Source organism: Micrococcus sp. FDAARGOS_333 (assembly GCF_002206575.2).
Lineage (GTDB): Bacteria > Actinomycetota > Actinomycetes > Actinomycetales > Micrococcaceae > Micrococcus > Micrococcus lylae.
On the sequence record NZ_NJFJ02000001.1, the window covers coordinates 2,692,723 to 2,718,460 of the forward strand.

At 72.1% G+C, this 25,738-nt stretch carries 22 protein-coding genes, 1 tRNA gene and 1 pseudogene; 9 read left to right on the forward strand and 15 right to left on the reverse strand.

Annotated elements, in window-relative coordinates; genetic code table 11:
• Positions 1-33: 33 nt before the first annotated feature.
• Genes CEQ11_RS11990 through CEQ11_RS12000 form a run of 3 tightly spaced genes read right to left on the reverse strand, consistent with a single transcriptional unit; the run spans position 34 to position 3,798 of the window.
• Positions 34-1,425 (reverse strand): glycosyltransferase, encoded by a 1,392-nt coding sequence (locus tag CEQ11_RS11990; RefSeq protein ID WP_088478739.1) that lies wholly within the window; start codon positions 1,423-1,425, stop codon positions 34-36.
• Positions 1,418-2,647 carry a hypothetical protein gene (locus CEQ11_RS11995; protein ID WP_193763031.1) on the reverse strand — a complete coding sequence of 410 codons (1,230 nt, stop codon included), beginning with the start codon at positions 2,645-2,647 and terminating at the stop codon, positions 1,418-1,420. Before CEQ11_RS11995 ends, CEQ11_RS11990 begins: the two co-directional genes overlap by 8 nt.
• On the reverse strand, positions 2,644-3,798 hold the full coding sequence (locus CEQ11_RS12000; RefSeq protein ID WP_193763032.1) for a WcbI family polysaccharide biosynthesis putative acetyltransferase: 1,155 nt from the start codon (positions 3,796-3,798) through the stop codon (positions 2,644-2,646). The genes CEQ11_RS11995 and CEQ11_RS12000 overlap by 4 nt, the downstream gene beginning before the upstream one ends.
• Between CEQ11_RS12000 and CEQ11_RS12005 the strand changes: the two genes are divergently transcribed.
• A complete protein-coding gene (locus CEQ11_RS12005) occupies positions 3,797-5,890 on the forward strand; it encodes a glycosyltransferase (RefSeq protein ID WP_088478741.1) in 2,094 nt (697 codons plus the stop codon). The genes CEQ11_RS12000 and CEQ11_RS12005 overlap by 2 nt on opposite strands.
• Before the next feature lie 15 nt (positions 5,891-5,905).
• On the opposite strand, the gene CEQ11_RS12010 is transcribed toward CEQ11_RS12005, so the two are convergent.
• The 4 genes from CEQ11_RS12010 to CEQ11_RS12025 all read right to left on the reverse strand — a co-directional run bounded on the left by CEQ11_RS12010 (position 5,906) and on the right by CEQ11_RS12025 (position 9,185).
• The gene (locus tag CEQ11_RS12010) at positions 5,906-7,087 is read right to left on the reverse strand and encodes a glycosyl transferase (RefSeq protein WP_227718870.1); all 1,182 of its coding nucleotides are present in this window, start codon (positions 7,085-7,087) and stop codon (positions 5,906-5,908) included.
• Complete coding sequence (locus CEQ11_RS12015; RefSeq protein ID WP_088478743.1) at positions 7,084-8,355, reverse strand: glycosyltransferase; 1,272 nt, start codon at positions 8,353-8,355, stop codon at positions 7,084-7,086. The genes CEQ11_RS12010 and CEQ11_RS12015 overlap by 4 nt, the downstream gene beginning before the upstream one ends.
• 266 nt (positions 8,356-8,621) lie before the next feature.
• Positions 8,622-8,694: transfer RNA gene (locus tag CEQ11_RS12020), tRNA-Ala, on the reverse strand.
• 8 nt (positions 8,695-8,702) lie between these two features.
• Positions 8,703-9,185, reverse strand: a complete 483-nt coding sequence (locus CEQ11_RS12025; protein ID WP_127913498.1) for a hypothetical protein — start codon at positions 9,183-9,185, stop codon at positions 8,703-8,705.
• Between the two features lie 181 nt (positions 9,186-9,366).
• On the opposite strand from CEQ11_RS12025, the gene CEQ11_RS12030 reads away from it, so the two are divergent.
• Both CEQ11_RS12030 and CEQ11_RS13210 read left to right on the forward strand, forming a co-directional pair.
• Positions 9,367-11,064: a sodium:solute symporter family protein gene (locus CEQ11_RS12030; protein ID WP_153052701.1), complete on the forward strand. Its 1,698-nt coding sequence runs from the start codon at positions 9,367-9,369 to the stop codon at positions 11,062-11,064.
• Between the two features lie 32 nt (positions 11,065-11,096).
• A complete protein-coding gene (locus CEQ11_RS13210) occupies positions 11,097-11,225 on the forward strand; it encodes a putative transporter small subunit (RefSeq protein WP_209279948.1) in 129 nt (42 codons plus the stop codon).
• 100 nt (positions 11,226-11,325) lie between these two features.
• Here the strand turns inward: CEQ11_RS13210 and CEQ11_RS12035 are convergent, their stop codons facing one another.
• From CEQ11_RS12035 to CEQ11_RS12045, 3 genes are read right to left on the reverse strand one after another with little or no spacing between them, the layout of a single operon-like run.
• Complete coding sequence (locus CEQ11_RS12035) at positions 11,326-11,988, reverse strand: LUD domain-containing protein (protein ID WP_088478746.1); 663 nt, start codon at positions 11,986-11,988, stop codon at positions 11,326-11,328.
• Entirely contained in the window at positions 11,985-13,535 is a 1,551-nt protein-coding gene (locus tag CEQ11_RS12040) for a LutB/LldF family L-lactate oxidation iron-sulfur protein (protein WP_088478747.1), read from the reverse strand. Before CEQ11_RS12040 ends, CEQ11_RS12035 begins: the two co-directional genes overlap by 4 nt.
• The gene (locus tag CEQ11_RS12045; protein WP_087134464.1) at positions 13,532-14,449 is read right to left on the reverse strand and encodes a (Fe-S)-binding protein; all 918 of its coding nucleotides are present in this window, start codon (positions 14,447-14,449) and stop codon (positions 13,532-13,534) included. The genes CEQ11_RS12040 and CEQ11_RS12045 overlap by 4 nt, the downstream gene beginning before the upstream one ends.
• 411 nt (positions 14,450-14,860) lie before the next feature.
• On the opposite strand from CEQ11_RS12045, the gene CEQ11_RS12050 reads away from it, so the two are divergent.
• Together CEQ11_RS12050 and CEQ11_RS12055 are read left to right on the forward strand one after the other, a co-directional pair.
• The gene (locus CEQ11_RS12050) at positions 14,861-16,534 is read left to right on the forward strand and encodes an L-lactate permease (RefSeq protein WP_088478748.1); all 1,674 of its coding nucleotides are present in this window, start codon (positions 14,861-14,863) and stop codon (positions 16,532-16,534) included.
• Entirely contained in the window at positions 16,531-17,280 is a 750-nt protein-coding gene (locus CEQ11_RS12055) for a FadR/GntR family transcriptional regulator (protein ID WP_193763033.1), read from the forward strand. The genes CEQ11_RS12050 and CEQ11_RS12055 overlap by 4 nt, the downstream gene beginning before the upstream one ends.
• A gap of 179 nt (positions 17,281-17,459) precedes the next feature.
• Here the strand turns inward: CEQ11_RS12055 and CEQ11_RS12060 are convergent, their stop codons facing one another.
• The 3 genes from CEQ11_RS12060 to CEQ11_RS12070 form a co-directional block, all read right to left on the reverse strand.
• Entirely contained in the window at positions 17,460-17,666 is a 207-nt protein-coding gene (locus CEQ11_RS12060) for a hypothetical protein (protein ID WP_127913499.1), read from the reverse strand.
• Positions 17,667-17,812: 146 nt separating this feature from the next.
• Positions 17,813-18,310 (reverse strand): DUF456 domain-containing protein, encoded by a 498-nt coding sequence (locus tag CEQ11_RS12065; protein WP_088478751.1) that lies wholly within the window; start codon positions 18,308-18,310, stop codon positions 17,813-17,815.
• A gap of 106 nt (positions 18,311-18,416) precedes the next feature.
• Positions 18,417-19,892, reverse strand: coding sequence for a helix-turn-helix transcriptional regulator (locus CEQ11_RS12070; RefSeq protein WP_088479038.1), 1,476 nt, complete (start codon positions 19,890-19,892; stop codon positions 18,417-18,419).
• Positions 19,893-20,165: 273 nt separating this feature from the next.
• Between CEQ11_RS12070 and aceA the strand changes: the two genes are divergently transcribed.
• Positions 20,166-21,467 carry an isocitrate lyase gene (gene aceA / locus CEQ11_RS12075; RefSeq protein WP_088478752.1) on the forward strand — a complete coding sequence of 434 codons (1,302 nt, stop codon included), beginning with the start codon at positions 20,166-20,168 and terminating at the stop codon, positions 21,465-21,467.
• Positions 21,468-21,535: 68 nt separating this feature from the next.
• A complete protein-coding gene (aceB, locus tag CEQ11_RS12080; RefSeq protein WP_088479039.1) occupies positions 21,536-23,215 on the forward strand; it encodes a malate synthase A in 1,680 nt (559 codons plus the stop codon).
• Between the two features lie 70 nt (positions 23,216-23,285).
• Here the strand turns inward: aceB and CEQ11_RS12085 are convergent, their stop codons facing one another.
• Positions 23,286-23,567, reverse strand: a complete 282-nt coding sequence (locus CEQ11_RS12085; RefSeq protein ID WP_369804928.1) for an Lrp/AsnC ligand binding domain-containing protein — start codon at positions 23,565-23,567, stop codon at positions 23,286-23,288.
• Between CEQ11_RS12085 and CEQ11_RS12090 the strand changes: the two are divergent.
• Both CEQ11_RS12090 and CEQ11_RS13215 read left to right on the forward strand, forming a co-directional pair.
• Positions 23,539-23,703 (forward strand): annotated as a pseudogene (locus tag CEQ11_RS12090) (alanine dehydrogenase); the annotation flags it as partial. The gene CEQ11_RS12085 and the pseudogene CEQ11_RS12090 overlap by 29 nt on opposite strands.
• A 144-nt stretch (positions 23,704-23,847) precedes the next feature.
• Positions 23,848-24,900 carry a hypothetical protein gene (locus CEQ11_RS13215; protein WP_227718871.1) on the forward strand — a complete coding sequence of 351 codons (1,053 nt, stop codon included), beginning with the start codon at positions 23,848-23,850 and terminating at the stop codon, positions 24,898-24,900.
• A gap of 53 nt (positions 24,901-24,953) precedes the next feature.
• Here CEQ11_RS13215 and pdxT read toward each other — a convergent pair whose 3' ends face one another.
• Complete coding sequence (pdxT, locus tag CEQ11_RS12100; RefSeq protein ID WP_088478753.1) at positions 24,954-25,610, reverse strand: pyridoxal 5'-phosphate synthase glutaminase subunit PdxT; 657 nt, start codon at positions 25,608-25,610, stop codon at positions 24,954-24,956.
• Positions 25,611-25,738 lie beyond the last annotated feature (128 nt).

The following is a 25,738-nucleotide window of genomic DNA, read 5'->3' on the forward strand; positions in this document are numbered from 1 at the left end:
TTCCACCGATTCTAGGGAGCCGACCGGACATCCTTACGCCCAGCCGCCCCACCAGCCCTCGATGTCCGGCGCCTGGCCCACGGGCGCCCAGCCGAGCCGCTCCACCGGGAGCGTCAGCGTCCTCGCCGTCCCGCCCCGCGCTTCCCGACGACGGCCCCTCACCCCCGTCAGCCGCCCCACCTCGCGGACGGGGCCGGCGCCGTCCGGCCCACCGCCGGCGGTGAGCACCACGGTCTCCACCCCGGCCCGCTCGAGGCGCAGGAGCAGCTCGCTCGCCGCCGCCGGGTCCGGGCGCCGTCCGGGCTCCGCCGGGCGCAGGGGCTCGCGCACGAGTACATCCCAGTCGGGAGCCTCCTCCAGTGCCGGCTCGGCCGGTGCCTCGCCCTGGGACGACGTCACGGGCACCACCCGTGGATCCTCCAGGCAGCGGCGGGCCGCCGCGCCGAGACCGCTCACGTCCACGGCCGCCTGCGCCGCGGGAAACACCTGCAGGGCAGCGTCCACGCCGAGCACCACGGCGGCCTCGTCCACGGTCGTCGTCTCTCCTGCCGTCACCGCTCCCGCCGGCCTGCCACCGGCTCCGTCCGCCCCGGCACTGCCAGAGGCCATCCGGACCCCCACACGCCGCGGCCCGTTCAGACCCAGCGCCCACCCGCGGGCGGTCGGCGCGGCGATCTTCCCCGCCAGCGTCATGGCCTCGGCGTTCTTCACGCGCCGGGCCCGAACAGGGTCCTCCCTGCCGCCGAAGTCCTCGCCGAACTGCCAGGCGACCGCCTCACGCACGTGGCGCAGCCGCGCCCCGCAGCGCCACAGCCGTGACGCAAGCTCCCAGTCCTCACCGCCGTAACCCACGAAGGACGGGTCGAAGCCCCCGGCCTCCTCGTAGACCTGACGGGCCACCGTCAGCACGGCGGAGATGACGAACCGGTAGGAGGTCGCATCAGCCCGCCGCAGGTCCTTCGTCTGCGCGTAGCCGTCGATCAGCCAGGCCGGCTCCTCCAGCTCGGCTCCGGCCGGCAGATCCGCCCCGGGGGCCCAGCCGGACTCCACCGCCGACGGATCCACGTGCCGCCGCCGGCCGACCACCACCGCCTCCGGGTCCGCCAGCGGCAGCGCACAGGCGGCCTCGAGGTAGCCGGGTTCGGGAATCATGTCCCCGTCGAGGAAGGCCAGCACCCGCCCCGCAGCGGCCCGAGCACCCAGGGCCCGGGCCGCAGACGCCCGGAACCCGAGGTCGGCCTGCCGCACCACCTGCACGCCGAACGGCAGCCCGTCCGGGATCCGCGGCGGCCGCGAGGAGCCGTCGTCCGCGACGACCACCTCGAACCGCTGCGCCGGCATCGTCTGCCGCGCCAGCGCGGCCAGCAGCCGCTCCAGTCCGTCCTGATCCTCGTAGTACGGCACGACGACGGACACCTCAGTCATCCCGTCCGCCTCCCTCCACCGGGGCCGGCACGGGCCGGCGGCACTCGAGCGCCAGGGACCAGACCTCCGCGAGCGCCCGCACGGTGTCCTCGGGGGTCGGTGCCAAGCAGACCTCGGGCGCCAACCACGTCAGCGCCGGTTCGGCCACCGCGGCGGCGAGCGCCCGGGTCAGCGCGGCCGTCACGGCGTCGTCATCCTCCCCGGGCCGGGCCACATGCAGGGTGCCGGGCCGCAGGGCGTCCATCTCCTCCACATAGGTACCCTCCGGGACGATGCACCGGCGGCCGTGGCCTATCCACGCCGCCAGGGAGCCCGAAGCGGACACGTTCCGGTGCGCCGCGAACGGCACCGCGGCCGCCGCGAGCGCGGCGGATAGCTGTTCGTCCGGCACGAAGCCGGTCACCCGGAAGGCGACGCCCCTGTCCGCGGCGGCCTGCGCCAGCTGGGCGACGAGGTCGTCGTGCCCGGCGGCCACCGGGCCCAGCGCGGTCACACGATGCGGCAGTCCTTCCAGGGACTCGCCGCGCGCCACGGCCTCACCGCGCACGGCGGCCAGGGCGGCGATCGCCTCGGCGTGACCCTTGCCGGGGTACAGGTGGCCCAGCACCACCACGTCCCGGCCCAGCCCCTCGATCTGCGTCGGCACTCCGGCACGGCCTCGCTCGTCCGGCACCGGCAGCGGGACCACGGCGATCGGTGCCGGCTCCGCCGTGCCCCTCGTGTCCGTCCGGCCGGCCCCGTCCACCGTGTCGCGGGCTGCCCGAGCGGCCTCCTCGTCGGCCCCGCAGGCCCGACGCAGCAGGCCGGCCTCGTGTTCGCTGGCCACCACCACTGCGGCGAAGGACCGTGCCAGCTCGGCATAGGCCGCCACCCGGGCCGCATAGCGTGCGGCGCCCTCGGCAGGCTGGGGCACATCGTGCAGTGCGATCGTCGCAGACGCGGGCAGCACCTGCCGCAGCACGGCGGCCGCCTCGGCCGGACCGTCCCCGAACAGCGCGTCGGTGACGTCCACATGGACGGCCCCGCCCGCCGCCGCGGCCGCCCACAGCCGCTCCCCCGCCGCACGGAACCCGTCCGCATCCGGGCAGCGCACCAGCTCCACGTCCCAGGTGCCGGCCAGCGTCTGCTGGGCGCGTGCCGCGGTCTGCAGGGCGTGACGGGTCACCCCGTGCTCGGCCGGCCCGACCGCCACCAGGTGCACCCGGCGTGCTCGGCCGGTCACGGCAGCATCCTCAGCAGCCGGATGCGGGCGGCGAAGCGTTCCATGCCGGCGGCCACGCAGGCGGGGTTGGACAGGTACCAGTCCAGATGCGTCTGCCGCACCACCGCGTCCGGAACTGTCTCCCCGCCGATGGTCCACTCCGGCCGCGGTTCGCAGTCCAGCCCGAGAGCCTCGACCACCTGTTCCTCCACCGGCGTGCGGATCCCGCCCAACAGGGTGCGACCGTCCGCCGGAAGGCCCGCCTCCGGGCACAGTCCGGTCCTCCGCCCGATCTCCTCGGCCACCCGCTGCGCCGCCGCCAGCAGCAGCGGGTTGTCCGGGTGGTTCACGGAGTGGAAGCCCACGCCCCGCTCGGCGGCCACCAGGTCCGAGACCGGCAGCAGTCCTCTGACCTTCTCGCGGCGTGCGAGCAGGCCCACGGACTCCTCGGCCGCCTCCTGCAGTGAGGCGGGGTCCACCGGAAGGCGGACGCCAGCGCCGGGGGCGGCACGCACGGCGACCTCCGCACCGGTGAGGCGGCCGTATGCCTCGACCAGGGTGCGCAGGTCGTGATACGGCACCAGTGGCGGATCCTCGCCGGGACGCTCGGCGGCGCCGGGGGCGGCCTTCCAGTGCCGCAGCGTGGTCTGCCACGGGAAGCGGGAGGTGCAGTAGAGCACCGGCACGCACACCAGCTCGGCGCCCTCCGGCAACAGCGCGGCCAGCTGGCCCGTCCCCACCGGCATGCCCCGGTAGTCGTCCGGGATCGGCTGGGAGACCAGCGCCCGGGCCCGGACCATCAGACGGTGCAGCAGCGGGACCTCGTCCGCGGTCAGCTCGAACGCCGGCGGGACGCGGACGGAGGCCAGCTCGCCGTCGGCCAGCGCGGTGCCCGGCTCGTCCCCGAGCAGCAGCCGGAAGGACTCCCCCTGGCAGTTGCCCCACACCAGCAGCAGCGGCTGCTCGGGCAGGGGCGTGAGCCCATAGAAGTGCCCATAGTGGCGGCGGCGTCCCTCCACCTCAGGGTCGGGTGAAGGCGACTGGGCTGTGGTCACGGCACCTCCCGGGGTGGTGGAATGGCGGGCGCGCTCCGGCCGGGGGCGCCCGCCCACACTAGGGGCGGCCCGCTCGCAGGAGAAGCGCTGGGCGTCGCCGCCGTCAGGAGTATGCATGCCGCTCATCGTCCAGCCCGTTCCCGCGGACCACCCGTATGTACGGCACCTGCTCCCCCTCCCGGAGTCCTCTCCCGACGGCGACCGTGCACCCGACCCCCACGGTGCCGGGTCCGGGGGTGATGCCACGGACGTGTCCGTGGTGCATTTGCCCGATCCGAAAGTCCCCGGAGCGGAACCGGGCGTGTGGTGGCCGCCGCCCGCCCTGACCCCGGAGTGGATCCGCGAGCACCGCCCGGACGTGTTGCACGTGCACTTCGGCTTCGAGCACTTCACGCCGGCTCAGCTGCAGGCGGCCATGGACGCCGCCGATGACGTCGGCACGGCCGTGCTGGTCACCGTCCATGACGTGGAGAACCCACACCTGCCGGAGGCCGAGCAGCCCGCGCATCGGGTTCGGCTGGCCGTGCTGCTGGCCGCCGCGGACGAGGTGGTGACGCTCTCCACCGGGGCCGCGGAAGCCGTGCGGAAGGACTACGGGCGTGAAGCCACCGTGATCCCGCATCCGCACGTGCTGCCGCTGGACCGGGAGGACGAGGACGCCGCGCACGAGGGACCCGGCCCCGGTGAGGAGCTCCTGGTGCTGGTGCACGCCAAGGACCTGCGCGCCTCCGTGGACCCGGAGCCGCTGCTGCCGGCCGTCGCCGAGGGGGTGCGCCGGCTGCGGGAACAGGGCCGTCCGGCACAGGCGGTGTTGGAGATGCAGGACACCACCCAGGACCCGGAGCGTGCCGAGCGGCTGCGCGCCGCGGCGGCCGGGCTCGGGATCCGGGCGTGGGAGCACCCGCGACTCGACGACGCCGCCCTCCACGCCCTGCTGCGGCGGGCCGCCGTGTCCGTGCTGCCCTACGTGCGGGGCACGCACTCGGGCTGGGTGGAGATGTGCCGGGACCTGGGGACGCCGGTGGTGGTGACAGACGTCGGTGCGATCGCCTCCCAGGTCGCGGACACGCCCCTGCCGGGCGAACAGGCGTCGGAGGCGGGCCGCCCCGGGACGGGGGTAGCCGTCGTCGGGAAACAGGACCCGGAGGCCGCGGCGGAGGCGATCCTGCGCATGGCCCAGCGGCGGCTCGAGCCGGCGCCGCCGGCGTGGCGCCGGGAGCAGCGGGCCCGGGTGGCCGCCGCCCACGCCGCCGCCTGTACGCGGGCGGTGGAGAACGCGAGGCGGGAGCGCGAGGAGCGCGTGGCCGTCCTGGTGATCACCGGGAACCGGGACGCCCACCTGGCCCGGGTGCTGCAGGGGCTGGAGCGGCAGACGCGGCGGCCGGACGAGGTCGTGGTGGTGTTCATGGACCAGCCCGATGGGCGGGTGCAGGAGACGGACCTGCCGGTGACCGTGGGGCACGTGGCCGCCGACGGCCACCTGCCGCTGGCCGCCGCACGCAACCGTGCCGCCGCGCTCGCATCGGCAGAGATCCTCGTGTTCCTGGACGTGGACTGCATCCCGGCCGACGACGCCGTGGAGCGCCTGGCCGCGGACGTGGCCGTGCACCCGCACGCCATGGTGATGGGCACCCCGCGCTACCTGCTGCCGGACTGGCGCGAGCGGACCGGCCTCGCCGCGGCGGCCGAGAGTCGAGGGAGGGGTGTCGGCGCGGCGAAGGCCCCGACGGCCCTGCCGGAGGAGGCCGCCCTGCGGGCGGCGTCCGTGCCGCACGAGGCCCGGACGGATCTATCGGCCGGGGATTCCGCGGACTGGCACATGGTGTGGACGCTCGTGTTGGCGATGCGGCGCAGCGTCCTGCAGGCGATCGGCGGCCTGGACGAGGGCTACGTCGGCTATGGCGCCGAGGACACGGACCTGGCCTTCCGGGCCCGTGACGCCGGGATGGGCCTGCGCTTCCACCCGGCCGAGGTGTTCCACCAGCACCACGGCGTGCATCGTCCGCCGCTGAACCACCTCGAGGACATCCTGGTCAACGCCCGGCGTTTCCGTGCCGTGCACGGTCTGTGGCCCATGGAGGGCTGGCTGCGCGAATTCGCCGCGGCCGGGTTCGTCGACTGGGACGAGGACGGCGAGAGGCTCGAGCTGCGGCGACGTCCGACCGAACAGGAGCTCGCCGATGCGAGGGTGGTGGACGCCGCCTATTGACACCGAGCCCGGAGGTCAGCGCGGCTGCCGCCCGGCGATCGTGCGCTCCACGGCCTGTTCCCACAGGTCGGCGTACTCGTCCGGCGGGGTGAGCAGAGCGGCGGCCAGACGGTCCGCGGAGCCCGGGTCCTCGGCCGCGGCCCGCACAGCACCGGCCCAGTCGGTCACCGGGCCGTCCCAGAGGACCCAGGGCACCCCGGCACAGCGGCGGGCGGCCTCGGCGAATCGGTGCTGTTCCGCAAAGGGGCGTGGTTCCGGGGCCATCACCACGGGTCGTCCGGAGGCGACCGCCTCCACGGTGCCGCCATGGCCTGCGGAGACCACCACGAGGTCGGCGGCGGCGAGGACACCGGGGACGTCCTCGGCCCACCCGTGGAGCACGAGGTTCGCGGGTAGTCCGCCCTCCCCCGCACGCGCCGGGGCGGTCCCGCCGGCGGCCTTGTGGGCGGCCGCATCCCGCTCCGGTATCCCGGCGGAGAGGAAGGCGGAGGCGTCCTGCTGTCCGCGCACCGGCCCGTGCACGTGCCAGACCGCCTGCGGGACCGCCTCCGCTGCACGCCGGAGCGAGTCCACGGCCACGCCTCCGCCTCCGGTGGCGGTGAGCACGGCGATGTGCGCTCCCCGGAGGCCGGCCGGGGGCGTCGAGGCCTTCCGCTCGAGCCGCCCCGTCAGATCCGCCGAGCCGAGGAAGGTCGTCCGGTCCCCGTGCTCGGCCCGCCACCGCGGGTCCTCGAGTCCGGCACGGTAGTGGGTGAACAGGTGGTCGGCCTCGGCGTAGACGATCCGGTGGGCCGCGTCCGTCCGGTCCCCGTGCATGCGGCGGTGTGCCACGGGGTAGCCGGCCAGGCGCAGGAACAGCGCGGCCTCCACGGACACGTCCACCACGGCGGCCTCGGCGCCGGTCCTGCGGGCGGCGTCGAAGAGCGCGGCGAACCGGTCTCGGATCGCCGGGCCGGTGGGTGTGTGGTGCAGCGGCGACCCGGTGGGCTGGACGTGACCGTCCACGAGGTCCGAGGGCAGGGGCAGCACGGCCGGGCGGGGCACCCGCGCGCTGGCAGCGGCCCGGCCGACCACCTCCGCCGCGCGCGCGTGCGCCGAGACCACGGTGAGGTCGAACCGTCCCGTGCCGGCTGCCGCGGCCGCATGCTGCAGGTGTCCGGAACCGTGCTGATGCGCGTAGTAGAGGACGCGCCTCACACCGTGCCCCACGGACGCTCTGAACGGTAGCGGTGCGCCTGCCCTGACCGGTTCGGCGTCGGGCCGTTCGGCCCCAGCCCCCGCCCCGGCCCACGGTCCACCCTCATCTCCGCCGCAGACGTGCTGCGCTGGATCGCCTGACGGAGCAGGGCGTCGTAGGACTCGGCCATGGCGGCGGCACTGAAGGTCTGCCCCCATGCCCGGGTGGCGGTGCGGCTGCGTGTCCGGGCGGTGTGCACGGCGGCGGTGAGGGCGGCGGCGGTGTGGTGCTCGGCCAGCGCCCCGGCCTGCGGTGCCACCACCTCGGCCATGGCACCGGTCAGCACGGCCGCCACCGGGGTGCCGACGGCCATGGCTTCCACGGCGGTCAGCCCGAACGGCTCGGCCCACAGCGGGGTGACGAGGCAGACCTCGCCCTCCCCCATCAGCGCGGCGACCTCCGCGTGGTCCAGGTGCCCGCGGTGCACCGTGTCCTCCCCGAGCAGCGGCATGACCATGCGCTCCACGTAGTCGTGGTCTGCGATCGGCCCGGCGAAGTGCAGCTCCATCCCGGCTCCGCGCGCGGCCTCGATGGCCATGTGCAGGCCCTTCTCCTCGGTGATGCGGCCGACCCACACGGCGCGGCCGGGGACCGGTTCGGAGGCGGACTGCCACAGCTCGGTCTCGATGCCGTTGTGGACCACGTCGATCCCCGGGATCCGGTGGGACCAGGTGGCGGCGTTCGCCGCGGAGACCGAGGCCCAGCGGTGGAGCGGAGACGGCCGCCAGCCCGGGCGGTCCAGGACTGCCAGCACCCGGGGCAGAGTCGCCGGGGTGTGGAGGACCGTCAACATCGGCAGTCCCTCCAGGAGTAGCAGCGGCACCGGGGAGAGCGAGTTGTTCAGCACGGCGTCGAAGCCGCCGCCGAGGACCTGCCGGCAGGCGGCGGTCAGCGCGGCGTCCATGACGTCGTCCGACGGCGGCGTCCACGGCTCGGCAGACCACCAGCACGTGCCGTTCACCGGGGTCTGGCACTGCTCCTGCACGCCGTCCGCCTCAGGTGCCGGCCGCGGACCGGGCAGGACAGGCAACGTCGGTACCACGGTCACCGACCCTGCCCGAGGCCCGACGTCCCGGGCCTCCAGGTCGCTGCCCTCCCGTGCGAAGACCGTGACATCGTGGCCGAGCCGCGCCAGGTGGCGGACCGTGAGCGCGGTATGTGCCTCCAGCCCACCGTCGAACGGGGGACGCAGGGGATGGCGCGGATGCGCGAGCAGTGCAAGACGCACGGTGCCTCCTCAGGAAGGGCGAGTCGCCGCACGCCGGGTGGGCCTGCATGACGCAGCGGGCCCAGGGGTGCTCCTGGACTGCCCCCGACGGGAACGGCGGAGCGCGGACAGAACCTGACTGTATGCCATGGGGCGCCTTCGACCGTGAGAATCCCTCTGCCACGCCTGTGAGCAGTCCTGCGCACAGCCCGTCACCCTGCACCGATGAGCCCTGCGCACAGACGAAAAGGGCCGGAATCTCAACGATTCCGGCCCTCTTCTGGCTGTGGAGCTAAGGGGAATTGAACCCCTGACCTCGTCATTGCGAACGACGCGCTCTACCAACTGAGCTATAGCCCCGTGCTCACTTACCTTGCGAGAGGCACCCGAGAAGCATACTCCCGTTCGCGCCCGGCCACCAATCCGCGCTGCAGCCGGTGTCCGACGGCCACGGCGAGCACCACGCCCACCACATCCGGGACGATGTCCCAGAGGTCTCCCGAGCGCTGCCGGACGAACGTCGCCTGCGCACACTCGCTGACCGGGGCGTGCACCAGGAACGGCACGGACCACCAGGCGCTGTGTCCCAGCACGACGGCCGCCAGCGTCGGCGCCGCGAACACCGCCACGTGGATGAGCTTGTCCAGGAAGGGGATCTCGAACCCTTCCGCGGGCACGTCCTCCCCCGGCAGATAGAGGACCACCAGGTGCGCCGCCACGGCGAGCACGAGCAGCACGGCCCACCCCCAGGCCGGCAGCAGAGGGCGCCGTCCGTGCGGCCCGCCGCCGTCTGCCACCGTCAGGCCACGACGGCGGCCACCTCCTGATCGTTCCGGGTGCGCTCCAGGCATGCAGACCAGCTTACGAAGCCCCGTGCCTCACCACCGCCAGGTGAACGCTCCCTGACTTCCTGGTGGAAACTCACAGCCGATCCATGACATGGTCATCTGCCGACCCGGCACGTGCGTGCGCCCCCGCCGCACGCTGTCCCGGGTCCGTTGTCCTGTGTCCACACTGACGAAAGGAACCTGCATGCCGCCCGCTTCGGACGGAGCAACACTGACCACCCTCGGCGTCGTCGGCGTCGTCGTCCTCCTGCTCGTCTTCTACGGCAGCACCATGTGGATGTCGGTCGCGATCTCCCGTCGCAAGGAGAACGCGGACTCCTACATGACCGCCGGCAACAAGATCGGCTTCGGCATCTCCGCCGCTTCCATGACCGCCACCTGGATCTGGGCGTCTTCCATGTACGCCTCCGCCTCCGCCGGCTACACCTACGGCATCTCCGGCCCCATCCACTACGGCCTGTGGGGCGCGCTGATGATCCTGTTCATCTACCCGTTCGGCAAGCGCATCCGCTCCGTCGCACCGCGCGCCCACACCCTGGCCGAGGTCATGTACGCCCGCCACGGGCGCTCCTCCCAGCTGATGCTCGCCGGCTCCAACGTGCTCGGCTCGGTCATCTCCCTGACCTCGAACTTCATCGCCGGCGGTGCGCTGATCGCCATCCTGTCCCCGCTGCCGTTCGGCGCGGGCATCCTGATCGTGGCGGCCGGCGTCCTGCTCTACACCCTGTGGTCCGGCTTCCGCGCCTCCGTGCTGACGGACTTCGCACAGGTCATGGCGATGCTCGGCGCCTGCGTGGTCATCATCCCGGCCGTGTTCTTCGCCGCCGGCGGACCGGCCATGTTCGAGGCCGGCGTCGCTGCAGGCAACGTGACCGCCGAGCAGCAGGACTTCTTCTCCTCCGAGGCGTTCATGAAGCAGGGCGCGCCGTACATCGCCGCCGTGCTCGCCTACGCGATCGGCAACCAGACCATCGCCCAACGCCTCTTCGCCGTGCGCGAGGACCTGATCAAGCCGACCTTCATCACCGCCACCATCGGCTACGGCGGCTCGGTGATCGGCATCGGCATGCTCGGCGTCATGGCGCTCTACCTGGGCATCACCCCCATGGACGGGGACGTGAACAACCTCATCCCGCAGATCGTCGCCGAGTACCTGCCGGTGGCCGTCGTCGCCCTGGCATTCCTGATGATCATCGGCTCGTTGTCCTCCACCGCGGACTCGGACCTGTCCGCCCTGTCCTCGATCGTCATGGCGGACATCTACGGGCAGTCCAAGGGACGTGGCAACGCGGACCCGAAGACCATGCTGCTGATCGGCCGCATCACCATGATCGTGGCCACCGCGGCCGCCCTGTACTTCGCCACCGCGAAGTTCAACATCCTGGACCTGCTGGTGTTCGTCGGCGCCCTCTGGGGCTGCCTGGTGTTCCCGGTGATCGCCTCCTTCTACTGGAAGAAGGTCACCAACGCCGCGTTCACCGTCTCCGTGCTGGCGGCCCTCGCCGTGTTCCTGCCGGTCCGCTTCGGCTGGTTCCCGGTGGACGGGCTGTGGGGCATCGTGGTGGAGGCGCTCTGCGTGATCGGCGTGGGCGTGGTCCTGGGCATCATGGCGTTCGGCTTCTTCGGCCCGACCGCCGGCAAGGTCGTGGGCATCGCCGCTTCCGTGGCCATGTGCTTCGTGGCCTTCGGGTTCCTGCGTGACTACCTCGAGCTCTCCGGCGCCCTGGTGGCGTACGCGGTGTCCTTCCTGGTCTGCTACCTGATGTCCTTCCGCTCCACGCAGGAGTTCGACTTCGACCGCATCAAGCAGGTCACCGGCGACTTCGACGACCGCGACCTTGCGGCCAGCGCCGACGAGAAGCAGACCGCCGCCGCCCGCTGAGCACACCGACCGACAACAGAGAGGCAGCTGACATGACCGTCGCCCTGACCGTGTACGTCCTGATGTGGCCCGTGATCGTCTTCGGCGTACTCGCCGTGATCGCCGGCAACTTCTTCAAGGAGATGCGCGAGGCCCGCAGGCAGGGCCGCCCGATGATCTGACCGGTTCCGGACGGACCGTCATCCGCGCACCCTGCGCACACAGCACGGCGGGGACGAGGCACATCCGCCTCGTCCCCGCCGTCGTGTCTGCCTCCGTGCCTCAGCCGAGCAGGATCACATCCAGCCGGCGCGGCCCGTGCACGCCCTCCACACGCTCCAGCTCGATGTCACTGGTGGCGGAGGGGCCGGAGATCATCGTGATCGGTGCGGTCGGCTCGAGCCGCTCCAACGCCTCCGGGATCAGCTCCACCACGGAGTCCAGCGGCACCACGCAGATGTGGTGGTCCGGCACCAGGGAGATCGCCCGGCGGCCCTCGTCGGGGCGGCCGGAGAGGAAGATCGTGCCGGTCTCGGAGCAGGAGACGGTCGAGCTCGTCACCACGGCGGAGACCTCGTTGAGCTCCCGCGTGCTCAGCACGCGCCGCTCGTCCCCGGCGTCTGCGGACCCGGCCTCCGGCTCGGTGAGCCGGCGGGCCTCGGGTGCGCCGCCGTCGTCGGGAAGCCAGGAGGCCTCCAGCCCGGAGGGGACCACGTAGGAGGAGGCGCCGGTCAGCAGCTCGCCCACGCGGGCGGCGACGGTCTCGGCGGTCTCCCGGTAGACGTCGGCCCGGTAGTCCTCGAGGCGGTCCACGAGCTGCTCGACCACCTGCTCACGGCTCGCCTCGGAGACGCGGCGGTAGTCGCGCTCCACCGTATCCGGCTGCGGACGGTCCGCCAGTGCGGTGCGGATGCGGCCGAGGATCTCGTCCTTCGCGGTGCTCATGCCTGCTCCTCCTCGGAGGTCGTGGTCTGCTCGGCGTCCTGCTGACCGCTCCCGCCACGGTTCCTCTTCCACCAGTGGCGGAAGGACTCCTGGGGCGGGGCGGGCACGTCGCGCTGGTCCGTCCAGCCGCCGGCGATGCCCGGCAGCCAGCCGAGCTTCGCGTCCTTGCCGGCCAGCAGGCGCCCCACCGGCAGGCCCCGCTCGGCCAGGCCCATCAGGGAGCCGGAGGACATGACCGTGGAGGCGCCCTTCATCATCAGGTCCATCTGGGACGGCACCGGGACCTTCTTCTCCGCCTTCTTCCGGGCGTGGGTGGCCTGGACGTCCTGGTCGCGCAGGTGCACCAGGATGGAGGGGATGTCGATGGCCACCGGGCAGACGTCGTAGCAGGCGCCGCAGAGGCTGGACGCGTAGGGCAGGGTGCCGTTGGCCCCGTCCTCCACGCCGGTGAGCTGCGGGGAGAGGATCGCGCCGATCGGGCCCGGATACACGGAGCCGTAGGCGTGGCCGCCGGTCTGCTCGTACACCGGGCACACGTTCATGCAGGCCGAGCAGCGGATGCAGTGCAGGGCCGAGCGGCCGGCCGGGTCGGAGAGCACCGCAGAACGGCCGTTGTCCAGCAGCACCAGGTGGAACTCCTGCGGGCCGTCGCCGGGCGTGACGCCCGTCCACATGGAGGTGTACGGGTTCATGCGCTCGCCCGTGGAGGAGCGCGGCAGCAGCTGCAGGAAGACCTCGAGGTCCTGGAAGGTCGGCACCAGCTTCTCGATGCCCATCACCGTGATCAGCGTCTCCGGCAGGGTCAGGCACATGCGGCCGTTGCCCTCGGACTCCACCACGGACAGCGTGCCGGTCTCGGCCACGCCGAAGTTCGCGCCGGAGATCGCCACGGATGAGCGCAGGAACCGCTCGCGCAGATGCCGCCGGGCGGCCTCGGCCAGATCCTTCGGCTCGGAGGTCAGGGACTCGTCCGTCTCCTCCATCTCCCGCACGAAGATGTCCCGGATCTCGTTCCTGTTCTTGTGGATGGCCGGGACGAGGATGTGCGAGGGCTTGTCATGCCCCAGCTGCACGATCAGCTCCGCGAGGTCCGTCTCGGTGGCGGCGATGCCCTCGGCGTTCAGCGCCTCCTCGAGCCCGATCTCCTGGGTGGCCATGGACTTGACCTTGATGACCTCGTCCACGCCCTTGGCCTTGACCAGCTCGGTGACGATCCGGTTGGCCTCCTCGGCGTCCCGGGCCCAGTGGACCACGCCGCCGCGGGCGGTGACATTGGCCTCCAGCTGCTCGAGCAGCGCGGGCAGGTCCGCCATCACCTGCTGCTTCAGCGCGGAGCCGGCGGCGCGCAGCCGCTGCCAGTCCGGCAGCTCGTCCACCACTCTGGCCCGCTTGGCGCGGATGGAGTGGGTGGCGTGGCGGATGTTCTTGCGCATCTGGGTGTTGCCCAGCTGCGTGCGGGCCGAGTCCGGGAAGGGCTCGTCCAGGGTGATGTGGCCGTGGCCGTATGCGGGACGGACGGTCGGCATGCCCAGGTCGGTGCGGCTCATCGGGAGACCTCCTCGGTGGTCGGCTGGGAGGCGGGCTGAGTGGCGGAGGCCGGTGCCGTCGTCGCGGTGTCAGCGGATTCCCGACGACGGACGGTCGCCTTCCCGCCCGGAATGGACAGTTCCAGCGGGCCGGAGACGTCCAGGGGCTCCTCACGGGTGGAGGCGAGGATCTCGGCCAGGTGGACGGTGCGCAGCGGGGTGCCGTCCGCACCGGTGGAGCCCCGGCGGGACATGGCCCCGCCCAGGTGCATGAGGCAGGAGGCGTCCCCGCCGGAGCAGAGCGAGGCCCCGGAGGCGGTGACGTTGGCGATCTTCGCCTCCGCCATGGCGCCGGAGACGTCCGCGTTCTTCAGGGCGAAGGTGCCGCCGAAGCCGCAGCACTCCTCCGCGTCCGGCAGCTCGTGGAAGTCGATGCCCCCGACGCTGCGCAGCAGGTCCTTCTGCCGGTCGCCGAGGCGCAGCAGGCGCATGCCGTGGCAGGAGGGGTGGTAGGTGACGGCGTGCGGGAACCAGGAGCCGAGCTGGGCGGCGGAGTCGGTCACGCCGAGCACGTCCGTGAGCAGCTGGGCGAGCTCGTAGGTGCGGGAGGCGACGGCCTCGGCGTCCTTGGCCAGGCCCTCGTCCCCGCCGCGGCGGGCGACCATCGGCTGCTGGTGGCCGAGCGAGGCGACGCAGGAGCCGGAGGGGGCCACGGCGAGGTCGTAGTCCGCCTCGGTGAAGGTCTTCACGTGGTTGCGGACCACCGGCAGGGCGTCGGCCATGTAGCCGGAGTTCACGTGCATCTGGGCGCAGCACCCCTGGCCTGCAGGGAAGACGACCTCGTGGCCGAGGCGCTCCAGGATCTGCACGGTGGCGTGCGCGACCCGCGGGTACATCGCATCCACGATGCACGTGGCGAACAGGGCGATCTTCATGACGCTCCTCCATGGAGGCTGATGTGCGGGTTCGGTTCTCACGCGGAGGCCGGGCACGGCGGCGTGGCCGTTCCCCGGACCGTCCGGGCGCCCGGGGCGGCCCGCGGGCCAGGGACCGACGACACCACCCCGATGTGGTCAGACCATAGCGCGCGGTGACACGGGGCACAACACCTGAGGGGCAGGGCGGCGGAATCCCCCGCCCGGGACGAAGTAACGTCCGGACGGATCGTCCCGTGTGACGTCCGGCCGGATCGTTCCGCGTGACATCCGGCCGCCTGGTCCCGCGTGACCTCCGGCCGAATCATCCCGCGCTTGCCAACTGTGACCCGGGCCATATACATTCTGCGGTCAGACCACAGTGGTCAGTCCACAGCTGTCCCGCCTGCCCGCACACCACCAGGAGTCACCGTGTCCACGTTCACCGCCACCACCGACGCCGTCGGCGGAAGCCTCGGGCTCTCGGCGCTGCTCGGCGCCGTCCCGCTGCTGACGTTCTTCCTGCTGCTGATCATCGTGAAGGCCAAGGCCTGGCAGGCCGGCATCGCCGCCCTCGTGGCCGCGCTCGCCGTCGCGATCCTCGGCTACGGCATGCCGGCGCCCCTGGCGCTGCTCTCCGCAAGCCAGGGCGCCGTGTTCGGCCTGTTCCCGATCGTCTGGATCGTGGTCATGGCGCTGTGGTTCTACCAGGTGACGGTGCTCTCCGGCCGCTTCGAGGACATGCGCGCGATCTTCGACTCGATCGGCGGCGGGGACATCCGCATCCAGGCCGTGCTGATCGCCTTCTGCTTCGGCGGCATGCTCGAGGCCCTCGCCGGCTTCGGCGCCCCCGTGGCCATCACCGCCACCATGATCCTGGCGCTCGGCCTGCCTCCGCTGAAGGCCGCCACCGTGGTGCTGATCGCCAACACCGCGCCCGTGGCTTTCGGCGCCGTCGGCACCCCCATCACCACCGCCGGCCAGCTCACCGGCATCGACGCCGCGCACATCGGCGCGATCGTCGGCCACCAGGCCCCGTTCGTGGCGATCTTCGTGCCCTTCCTGCTGGTCGCGCTGATCGACGGCCTGCGGGGCGTGAAGGACACCTGGCCCGCCCTGCTGGTGATCGGCGGCGTGTTCGCGGCGGGCATCTGGTGGTCCTCCGCGCACTTCTCCTACGAGCTCACCGACGTGGTCGCCTCCCTGGCCGCCATGGCCGCCGCCGTGGTGCTGCTGCGCTTCTGGCGTCCGAAGGGCGCGGCCGAGGCCTCCGCCCGCCTCGGCATCGAGCCGAGCAAGACCTCCGCCCAGGAGCTCACCGGCCGCCGCATCTGGATGGCCGTGTTCCCGTACCTCGCTGTGGTGACCGTGTTCGGCATCGCCAAGCTCTGGACGCTGGGCGTGGACGTCCCCGCGTTCCTCAAGTCCACCGACGCGACCATCCCGTGGCCCGGCCTGGACGGGCACCTGCTGGACGCGGCCGGCGAGCCGATCGGCGGCACCGTCTACTCCCTGCAGTGGCTGTCCTCCCCGGGCACCCTGCTGCTGATCACCGGGCTGATCGTGGCCGTGGTCTACACCGTGTGGAACGACGGCGGCTCCCGCCCTCTGTCCTTCGGCGACGCCCTCGCCGAGATCGGACGCTGCTTCTGGCGCATGCGCTTCTCCGCCCTGACGATCATGCTCGTGCTGTCCCTGGCCTACGTCATGAACTTCTCCGGCCAGACCCTGGCCATGGGCACCGCGATCGCCGGCGTCGGCGCCGCCTTCGCCTTCCTCTCCCCCGTGCTCGGCTGGCTCGGCACGGCGGTCACCGGCTCTGACACCTCCGCGAACGCCCTGTTCGCCACCCTGCAGCAGACCGCCGCCCACAATGCCGGCCTGGACCCGGCGCTCATGGTGGCCGCGAACACCTCCGGCGGCGTGGTCGGCAAAATGATCTCTCCGCAGTCCCTGGCGATCGCGGCCACCGCCGTGGGCATGGAGGGCCAGGAGTCCGCCGTGTTCCGCAAGGTGGTCGGCTGGTCGCTGCTGCTGCTACTGGCCGTCTGCACCCTGGTGTTCCTGCAGTCGAACGTCCTGCACTGGCTGGTGCCGGCTCCGTGACCGACTCTCCCACTGCCCGCACCTCCGCCGTCGTCCTGGAGTGGCTGGAACAGGAGCTGCGCGCCGGCTCGATCAAGGTCGGGGACAAGCTCCCCGGCGAGCGCGTCCTGGCCGAGCAGTTCGGCATCTCACGGCCCTCCGTCCGCGAGGCCGTGCGCGTCCTGGACGCCATGGGCCTGGTCCGCACCGCCGCCGGGTCCGGGCCGAGAGCCGGCGCGATCGTGATCTCCGAGCCCTCCGCGGCGCTGACGTGGGCGCTGCGCATGCACGTGGCCACCCAGGCGCTGCCCGTGGCGGACATCGTGTCCGCCCGCCTGTTGCTGGAGACCGGCGCCGCCCGCCGCGCCCGCGGCCCGCACGGCATGACCGGCGAGGAGGCTCAACAGATCCTGCACCGGGCCGGCGAGCTGCTGGACCGCATGGACTCCCCGGACCTGCCGGCCGAGGACTTCCACCATCTCGACGCCGAGTTCCACGTGCTGCTGTCCACGCTCGGCGGCAACGTGGTGGTGGAGACGATGATGAAGTCCCTGCGCGAGGCCACGGTCGGCTACGTGCAGGAGACCGTGGCGGGCCGACGGGACTGGGAGGACGTCCGGGCCCGACTGCAGCAGCAGCACCGACAGATCCTGGCCTCCTACACCGCCGCGGACACCGAGGCGACCGTGGCCGCCCTGCGTGAGCACATCCTGTGGTTCTCCTCCCTGGCGCTGGAGGACGAGGAGCAGGACGCGATCGTGGAATGACCCCCGGCACGGCCTCAAGGTCGATCCCAGTGTCCGGGGACTGCGCGACAACGACCCTGTCACGTCCTTCCACGCCCATGGCACGAAAGGGGACGCACTCGGGGTTCGCCCATGGCACGGTCCGTGTGAGCTCGTCCGCGAAGTCCGCTGCCGCCTGCTGAAGGTCGTCAGTTCCCGGGTCAGGCGCCAAGGAGGTACTCCAGCGTCGAGAGGCGGTCGGAGAGAGCCTGCTCGTTCTCATCGAGCCGGTAGGCCTCCGCCTCACGGCGAAAGGCCTCGACACTGCCGTAGCGGCGTTCAAGCTTTGCCTTCGGCGTGGCCAACTGCTGGGTTGCCTCCTCGACAGAGAGCATTTCCGGCATGACTGCACCCATCGTGCTGTTCACCTCCTGCGCGGACCTCGGATCGGCTCCGACTCCACACCCACTCGACATGCTGGGCGTGAGGCTACGGACTGGTTCGGACAGGATAAGGCGCCTCATACGTCCGAGGCGAGCGGCCGTCGTCGGGAAACGGGCGCGGAGGCGGCCGCTCAGGCGAAGAAGTGGACGAGCGCGCCGAGGGTGACCATGGACGCGGCCAGGCAGGCGCAGGCGAACTCGATGAGCATGCCCAGGCCCATGGCCTTGAGGGCGCCCAGCGAACTGGACAGCGCGGCACGGACGTCCCTGCGGCGGGCCCACTCAGCGCCGAACAGGCCCGCGGCGAAGCCGACGAACAGGCCGACCACCGGGATCACGACCATGCCGATGACGCCGGCGACGATGCCGACGAGGATCGGGCCGCGCGGCACCCGCTCGCGGTACAGACGGCGCCCGGTGAGGACCGCCGAGGCGGAGGCGCCGGCGATCGCCAAGCCTGCGGCGATCAGGCCGAACGTCCACGAGGCGGTCGAACCGACGACCCAGGCCCAGGCCACCGCAGTGACCGCGGTCAGCACCGAGCCGGGCAGGATCGGGTAGACGGTGCCGAACGCCCCCACGGCGAGCAGCACGAGGGCGACGACGGTGGCGACGACGGCGAGCTCCATGGGGATCAGTATGCGCCAGCCACGGCGGATCCGGTGACCGGGGCGACAGGGGCCTGCTGCTCCGGCGGCTGAGGCGGCAGGGGCCTGCTGCTCCGGCCGCTGCGCGTCACTCCGACGGCCAGCGCCCCTCCTGGGTCTGCAGGAACTCGAACACCTGGACCTCCTCCACCCCCGGGAACGCGCCGCTGGGCATCGCCGCGAGCAGGTGTGCGTTGGCCCGGGCGGCCGGCCAGGCCTGTCCTCCCCACGCCGCCTCCAGCTCCGGCGAGGGCATCCGGCAGCATTCGGGGTCCGGGCACCGGCTCGTGGTGCGCGCGGAGGTATCATGTCCGCGCATCCACTTGGCCCCGTCGAACGGGACGCCGACGGACAACGAGTAGAAGCCCGTGGACGTCGGCTCCACCACCGCAGCGCTCCAGAACGTGCCGGCCGGGGTGTCCGTGTACTGCGGGAACGCGCCGATGTGGTCGGCCACGTCGAAGACCTTCCGGCTCACCCAGTGGCGGCACGCCGTCTGCCCCTCGATCGCCCCGATGTGGTCCGTGGGAAACGGGATGCCGTCGTTCTCATAGGCCTTGTGGAACACCCCGGACTCGTGGACCTTCGCAAAGTGGCAGGTCAGTCCCAGATGCTCGGTGGCGAGGTTCGTGAAGCGGTGGGCCGCGGACTCCCATGAGACGCCGAAGCGGTCACGGAGGTCGTCCACGGACATGTCCCGGCGCTCCTTCGCCTCCAGCAGCAGGCGCACCGCGGCGCGCTCCGGCATCATCATCGCCGCGGCCAGGTAGTTCGTGTAGACGCGCTGCCGCAGGAAGTCCGCATAGTCCTCCGGCTCCCCCAGGCCGAGCACGGAGGAGCACACGGCCTGCAGCAGGACCGCGCGGGGATCGTGATCAGGGCGCCGAGACCGGGCCAGGTAGATCCTGTGGTTCTTCAGGTCCGTGACCGATCGCGTGGAGTGCGGCAGATCCGGCACGAAGCGCACGGCGAAGCCCAGGTGTGCGGCCAGGGCGGAGACCTGGTGGTGGGTCAGCGGACCGTCCGCCGCGTCCACCACCTCACGCAGCTGCTGAGCCGTGCGCTCCAGGTCCGGGTAGTGGTTCCCGCACGCACGCATCTCCTCCCGGAGCGCACTGTTCGCCCGGCGCGCCTCCTCCGGTGTGGAGACCCGCTCTGCCATCTGCCGGTCCAGTTCCGCCTGGAGTCCGGCGATCACCTCGAGGACCTCGTCCGGCGTGCGCGGGCCGATCTTCAAGGCCGGCAGGCCCAGCCGCTGGAACAGCGGGCCGCGCTGGGCCCGCTCCACGGCCACCTCCAGGGCTGCACGCCGGCTCGGAGCCTCCGGGCGCAGCAGATCCTCCACAGCCACGCCGTACACCTCGGCGAGCTCGGACAGCAGGCTCAGCCGCGGCTCACGATGCCCGTTCTCGACGAGTGAGAGGTGAGAGGCGGTCACCCCCACCCGGTCCGCGACGTCCGAGAGCGTCCTGCCCGCGCCGCGGCGCAGATGGCGCAGGCGGCGCCCCAGCACGAGCGAGTCGGCACGCGGGGCGGTGTCCGTGGGTTCCGGGGCGGAAGTCATGGCGAAGAGCGTAACCGCGGTCACACGCCGACGCGAGGGCAATCTGTCACATTTCACGGGGCTTTCTCCGATGGGGAGTCGGATGCCTGCAACTCTCGCATTCGTCCGTGAACTCTGTCATTTCTTGACAGGTCGGGAATCGGGGCGGAAGTTTCCTGCTCCGATCGCCGTCAGGCGCCTCCGTCCGGGTCCAGGGTGGTGTCCACACCCCGGGAGGCGACGCCGCAGATTGCAGCCGAGCAGCCCGCCCTTGACCCAGAAAGGACCAGGACGATGACCGACCTGAACACCACCGCCCCCACCGCCGAGCAGCTGCAGCAGAGCTGGGACACCGACTCCCGCTGGGCCACCGTCGAGCGCACCTACACCGCCGAGGACGTGGTCCGCCTCCGGGGCCGCGTCCAGGAGGAGCACACCCTCGCCCGCCGCGGCTCCGAGAAGCTCTGGGAGCAGCTCACCGCCGAGCACGCCGAGGGCAGGTTCACCAACGCCCTCGGCGCCCTCACCGGCAACCAGGCCGTGCAGCAGGTCAAGGCCGGCCTGCGCGCCGTCTACCTCTCCGGCTGGCAGGTGGCGGCCGACGCCAACCTCTCCGGTCACACCTACCCGGACCAGTCCCTGTACCCGGCCAACTCCGTGCCGCAGGTGGTGCGCCGCATCAACAACGCCCTGCTGCGGGCGGACCAGATCGAGCACTCCGAGGGCATCCAGTCCGTCGAGGACTGGCTCGTGCCGATCGTCGCCGACGCCGAGGCCGGCTTCGGCGGCCCGCTCAACGCCTACGAGCTGATGAAGTCCATGATCGTGGCCGGCGCCTCCGGCGTGCACTGGGAGGACCAGCTGGCCTCGGAGAAGAAGTGCGGCCACCTCGGCGGCAAGGTGCTCATCCCCACCGGCCAGCACATCCGCACGCTCAACGCCGCCCGCCTGGCCGCGGACGTCGCCGGCGTCCCCTCGGTGATCGTGGCCCGCACGGACGCCGAGGCCGCCACCCTGATCACCTCGGACGTGGACGAGCGCGACGCCGAGTTCATCACCGGCGAGCGCACCGCCGAGGGCTTCTACAAGGTGCGCAACGGGATCGAGCCCTGCATCGCCCGTGCCAAGGCCTACGCCCCCTACTCGGACCTGATCTGGATGGAGACCGGCACCCCGGACCTCGAGCTGGCGAAGTCCTTCGCCGAGGCCGTCAAGGCCGAGTTCCCGGACCAGATGCTGGCCTACAACTGCTCGCCCTCGTTCAACTGGAAGAAGAACCTGGACGACGACACCATCGCGAAGTTCCAGCGCGAGCTCGGAGCCATGGGCTTCACCTTCCAGTTCATCACCCTGGCCGGCTTCCATGCCCTGAACCACTCCATGTTCGACCTCGCCAAGGGCTACAACGAGCGCCAGATGTCCGCCTACGTGGAGCTGCAGGAGCGCGAGTTCGCCGACGAGGCCCGCGGCTACACCGCCACCAAGCACCAGCGCGAGGTCGGCACCGGCTACTTCGACGCCATCTCCACCGCCGTCAACCCCGAGTCCTCCACCGTGGCCCTGAAGGAGTCCACCGAGGCCGGTCAGTTCCACTGAGCCGCAGGCCCACCGGCTGAGCCGCAGGCCCAGCCGGACCTGCAGAGATCGAAAGGGATCCCCTCATGATGACCTTGCAGACCACCCACTCCGACACCACCGTCAACGGCGTGCGCGTGCTCGGCGCCCCCGTGCCCGGCCAGGACCGCGTCCTGACCCGTGACGCGCTGGAGTTCCTCGCCACCCTCCACCGCGCCATGGAGCCGCGGCGCCAGGAGCTCATGGAGCTGCGCACGGAGCGCCGGCGCGCCATCGCCGAGGGCGAGCCCCTCGACTTCCGTCCCGCCACCCGGACCGTGCGTGAGGACGCCTCTTGGAGAGTCGCACCCCTGGCCCCCGGCCTGCGGGACCGCCGGGTGGAAATCACCGGTCCGGTGGACCGCAAGATGACCATCAACGCGATGAACTCCGGCGCGAAGTGCTGGCTCGCCGACTTCGAGGACTCCTCCACCCCCTCCTGGGAGAACGTGATCGCCGGACAGGTCAACCTGCACGACGCCATCCGCCGGACCATCTCCCTGACCACGGCCGAGGGCAAGGAGTACAAGCTGGGCGGCGTCCAGCTCGTGGACCGCCCCACCATCATCGTCCGGCCCCGCGGCCTGCACCTGATGGAGGACCGCATCCTGGTGGACGGCGCCCCCGTCTCCGGAGCCCTGGCGGACTTCGCGCTGTACTTCTTCCACAATGCGCGGGAGCTGCTGCGCCGCGGCCGCGGCCCCTACTTCTACCTGCCGAAGACGGAGTCGCACCTGGAGGCGCGGTGGTGGAACTGCGTGTTCGTCCGGGCCCAGGACCTCCTGGAGATCCCGCAGGGCACCATCCGCGCGACGGTGCTGATCGAGACGATCACCGCGGCGTTCGAGATGGACGAGATCCTCTACCAGCTGCGCAACCACGCCGCCGGGCTCAACGCCGGCCGCTGGGACTACATCTTCAGCATCATCAAGACCTTCCGCGAACGGGGCGAGGACTTCGTCCTCCCGGACCGGTCCGAGGTCACCATGACCCAGCCGATGATGCGCGCCTACACCGAGCTGCTGGTGCGCACCTGCCACCGGCGCGGCGCCTCCGCCATCGGCGGCATGGCCGCCCAGATCCCCAACCGCAGGGACCCGGAGGCCAACGCCGCCGCGCTGGACAAGGTGCGCGCGGACAAGACCCGGGAGGCCGAAGACGGCTTTGACGGCTCGTGGGTGGCCCACCCGGACCTGGTGCCCGTGGCCATGGAGGTGTTCGACGACGTCCTGAAGGACGCCCAGAACCAGATCCGCTCCCGCAAGCGGGACGACGTGGTGCCGGACGCCGCCGCACTGGTGGACGTCAAGGCCACCACCGGGTCCATCACGGAGCAGGGGCTGCGCATGAACATCGAGGTCGGCATCCGCTACGTGGAGTCCTGGCTGCGGGGCAACGGCGCCGCTGCCATCCACAACCTGATGGAGGACGCGGCCACCGCGGAGATCTCCCGCTCCCAGATCTGGCAGTGGATCCATGCCGGGTCCTCCGCACGGCTGGCCGACGGCGGCGAGCGCACGGTGACCCGGGAGTGGGTGGAGCAGCTCACCGAGGAGGAGTTCGGCCGGATCGAGCGCTCCGAGGGCGATCGGTTCGACGACGCACGGGAGATCTTCACCGAGGTCGCGCTGGCCGAGGAGTTCCCGGACTTCCTCACCCTCCCGGCCTACGAGCGGTTCCTCTCTGCCGAGGCCCGCCGGCGCGAGGGCTCCTGCGCCCAGGCTGCCTGAGCCGACCGGCCCCGAGGGTGCGTGCGCGCGGAGGGCGCGCGTCCGCGGCGAGGGCGCCGCGCCGTCGTCGTCAGCCTCCTGCGCCGCCCTGCCACGGCCGCTCCCCCTGCTCGTGCCGGAACACGAGGGAGGTGCGCGTGGCGGCCACGGCCGGGTCCGCCGAGAGGTTCTTGAGCACGAACCGGGAGACAGCCTCCGAGTCCGCGACCGCCACGTGCAGCAAGAAGTCCTCCTCCCCGCCCGGGAAGAACACCTGCAGCACACCGGGCAGGCCACGGAAGCGGTCGAACAGCTCCTCCATGCGGTGCCGGGCACGGGGGCGGATGCGGCCCGGGTCCGTGCTCGTGGACATCGCGATCGACCAGGGCGGCTGCTTCGAGAACTCCCGGCCCACCACGCGCCAGGACCCGACCTACCGGGTGGGCGAGGGCGTCTACTACTGCGTGGCCGAGACCCCCGCCGAGCCGCTCGGGATCGACCCCGAGACCGACGTGCGGGAGACCGCGCGGGTCCTGGCCGAGGGCTGACGCGGCCGGGTCGGGGTGGGGGCGGGGCAACCCTCCACCCCGCCGGCCCGCCCGACGCCGGCCCCATCACGTTGACGTGTCCACTGCTCGGGGCAGGATGGGACCATGACCGACACCCGCACCCCGTCACACCGCGAGCTCTGCCAGCGACTGCACACGCTGCTCGAGGCCGTCGCCGTGCTCCACGAGCAGGGCTTCGAGACCATCCGCGTCCTGCCGTACTGGGCTGCCAGCGGAATGGCCTGGCGTTTCGAAGCCCGCGCGCTCGAGGACGCGGACAGCACCGACCGGGTCTCCGCCGAGGGCCCCGTCTTCAGGTTCACGACCGCAGGACCCCACATCCTCCAGGCCCCGTTGTTCGACCTGCTCATGGGGGGCGACCTGAAGCCGACCGTCCTCGCGGGGGCGATCCTCAACCATCTCCCCGCGGCACGCCGGAGGCCCGGGTCAGATCCGGACTACGTGGCATGGTTCCGGCGGCTGCTGCAGGCATGTCATGAGAACGACGGCGTCCCGGTCGCGTTCTCCGACAGCAGTCAGTGGGACCCGAACACGGTGTGGGCCGTCCAGGGCGAGGGGCGCGAAGCGTTCGTCCCGGCACCGCCGAGGCCGCCGGCGCATCTTGCGGGGACAGCACTGCGGGCCCCTGACGAGGACGGGAGTGCAGACTCCGCGCCGCACGAGCCCGACGACCAGGAAACGGTCACCGCATCGACGGCGAGCCCGGCCAAGGACGAGCACTACGTCATGGACCTGCTCGACGAGATCCTGGGGGCAGGGAGGAGGCAGGCGACGTTCGACTGGCTCCTCGGGGACCGCTCCCCGACGACCGGCACACGCCGCCGCCTGCCGGTCGACGGGTACTGGGCCGAGCACGGACTCGTCGTCGAGTTCGACGAGCGTCAGCACACTGAGTCGGTGCCGCTGTGGGACCAGAAGCCCACGCTCAGCGGGATCTCCCGCGGGGAGCAGCGGCGCCGCTACGACCGGCGCAAGTCCGACGTGATCCCCGCCTACGGCCTGCGCCTCGTGCGCGTCGCCCAGTCGTCCTTCCCCCAGCTCAAGAAGGGCGGGAAGAAGATCGATCGCGAGCGCACCCGGGACCTGGACCACCTGCGGAGCATCCTGGCGCACGAGGGGGTGCTCCCGGCGGGCTGACGGGAGGCCCGCCGCAGCGGGGCGCCGGTCTTCCCGCCGTCACGCGGCGCGGCTCAGAGCCCCGCGAGGAACGCCCGGTGGAAGGACCAGTCCCCGGTGACCTCCGGGTGGAAGCTCGTGGCCATCACGTGGCCGGCACGCACGGCGACGGGAAGGACGGAGGCGACCGGGCCGCCGTCGGGACGGGGGGACGGCGAGGCATCCCGGAAGCGGGGGTCCAGGCGGTCGGCGGCCACGGAGGCGAGGACCTCCACCCCCTCCCCGGCACGCAGCACGGCGGGGGCGCGGATGAAGACGGCGTGCACCGGGTCAGCGGAGACGGCCGGCACAGACAGGTCCTCCTCGAAGGAGTCCACCTGCGCGCCGAACGCGTTGCGGCGCACCGTCACGTCCAGCACCCCCAGGCTCCCCTGCCCCGGGGCCGGGTTCTCGATCTGGCGGGCCAGCAGGATCATCCCCGCGCAGGTCCCGTAGGCGGGCAGTCCGCCACGGATCGCCTCCGCCAGCGGCTCCTTCAGCCCCATGATCCGGGCGAGCCGGTCCATCACGGAGGACTCCCCGCCCGGGAACACGATCCCGTCCAGGCCCTGCAGGTCCGCCGGGCGCCGGACGGGACGGGTGCGCGCGCCCAGGGCCTCGAGCACGTGGACGTGCTCACGGACGTCCCCCTGCAGGGCGAAGACGCCGACTGCCAGTGATGCCACGGTCATAGCGATGAGCCTAGGCGAGCAGCCCGGGAAGACGGCCCAGGTATCCGTGAGTCCTCGACGATCGTCGGAGGAGCCGAGACCCCTGAGACGAGGGTGCAGTTGTTGTCGCTTCAGACGTGCTGAAGGAA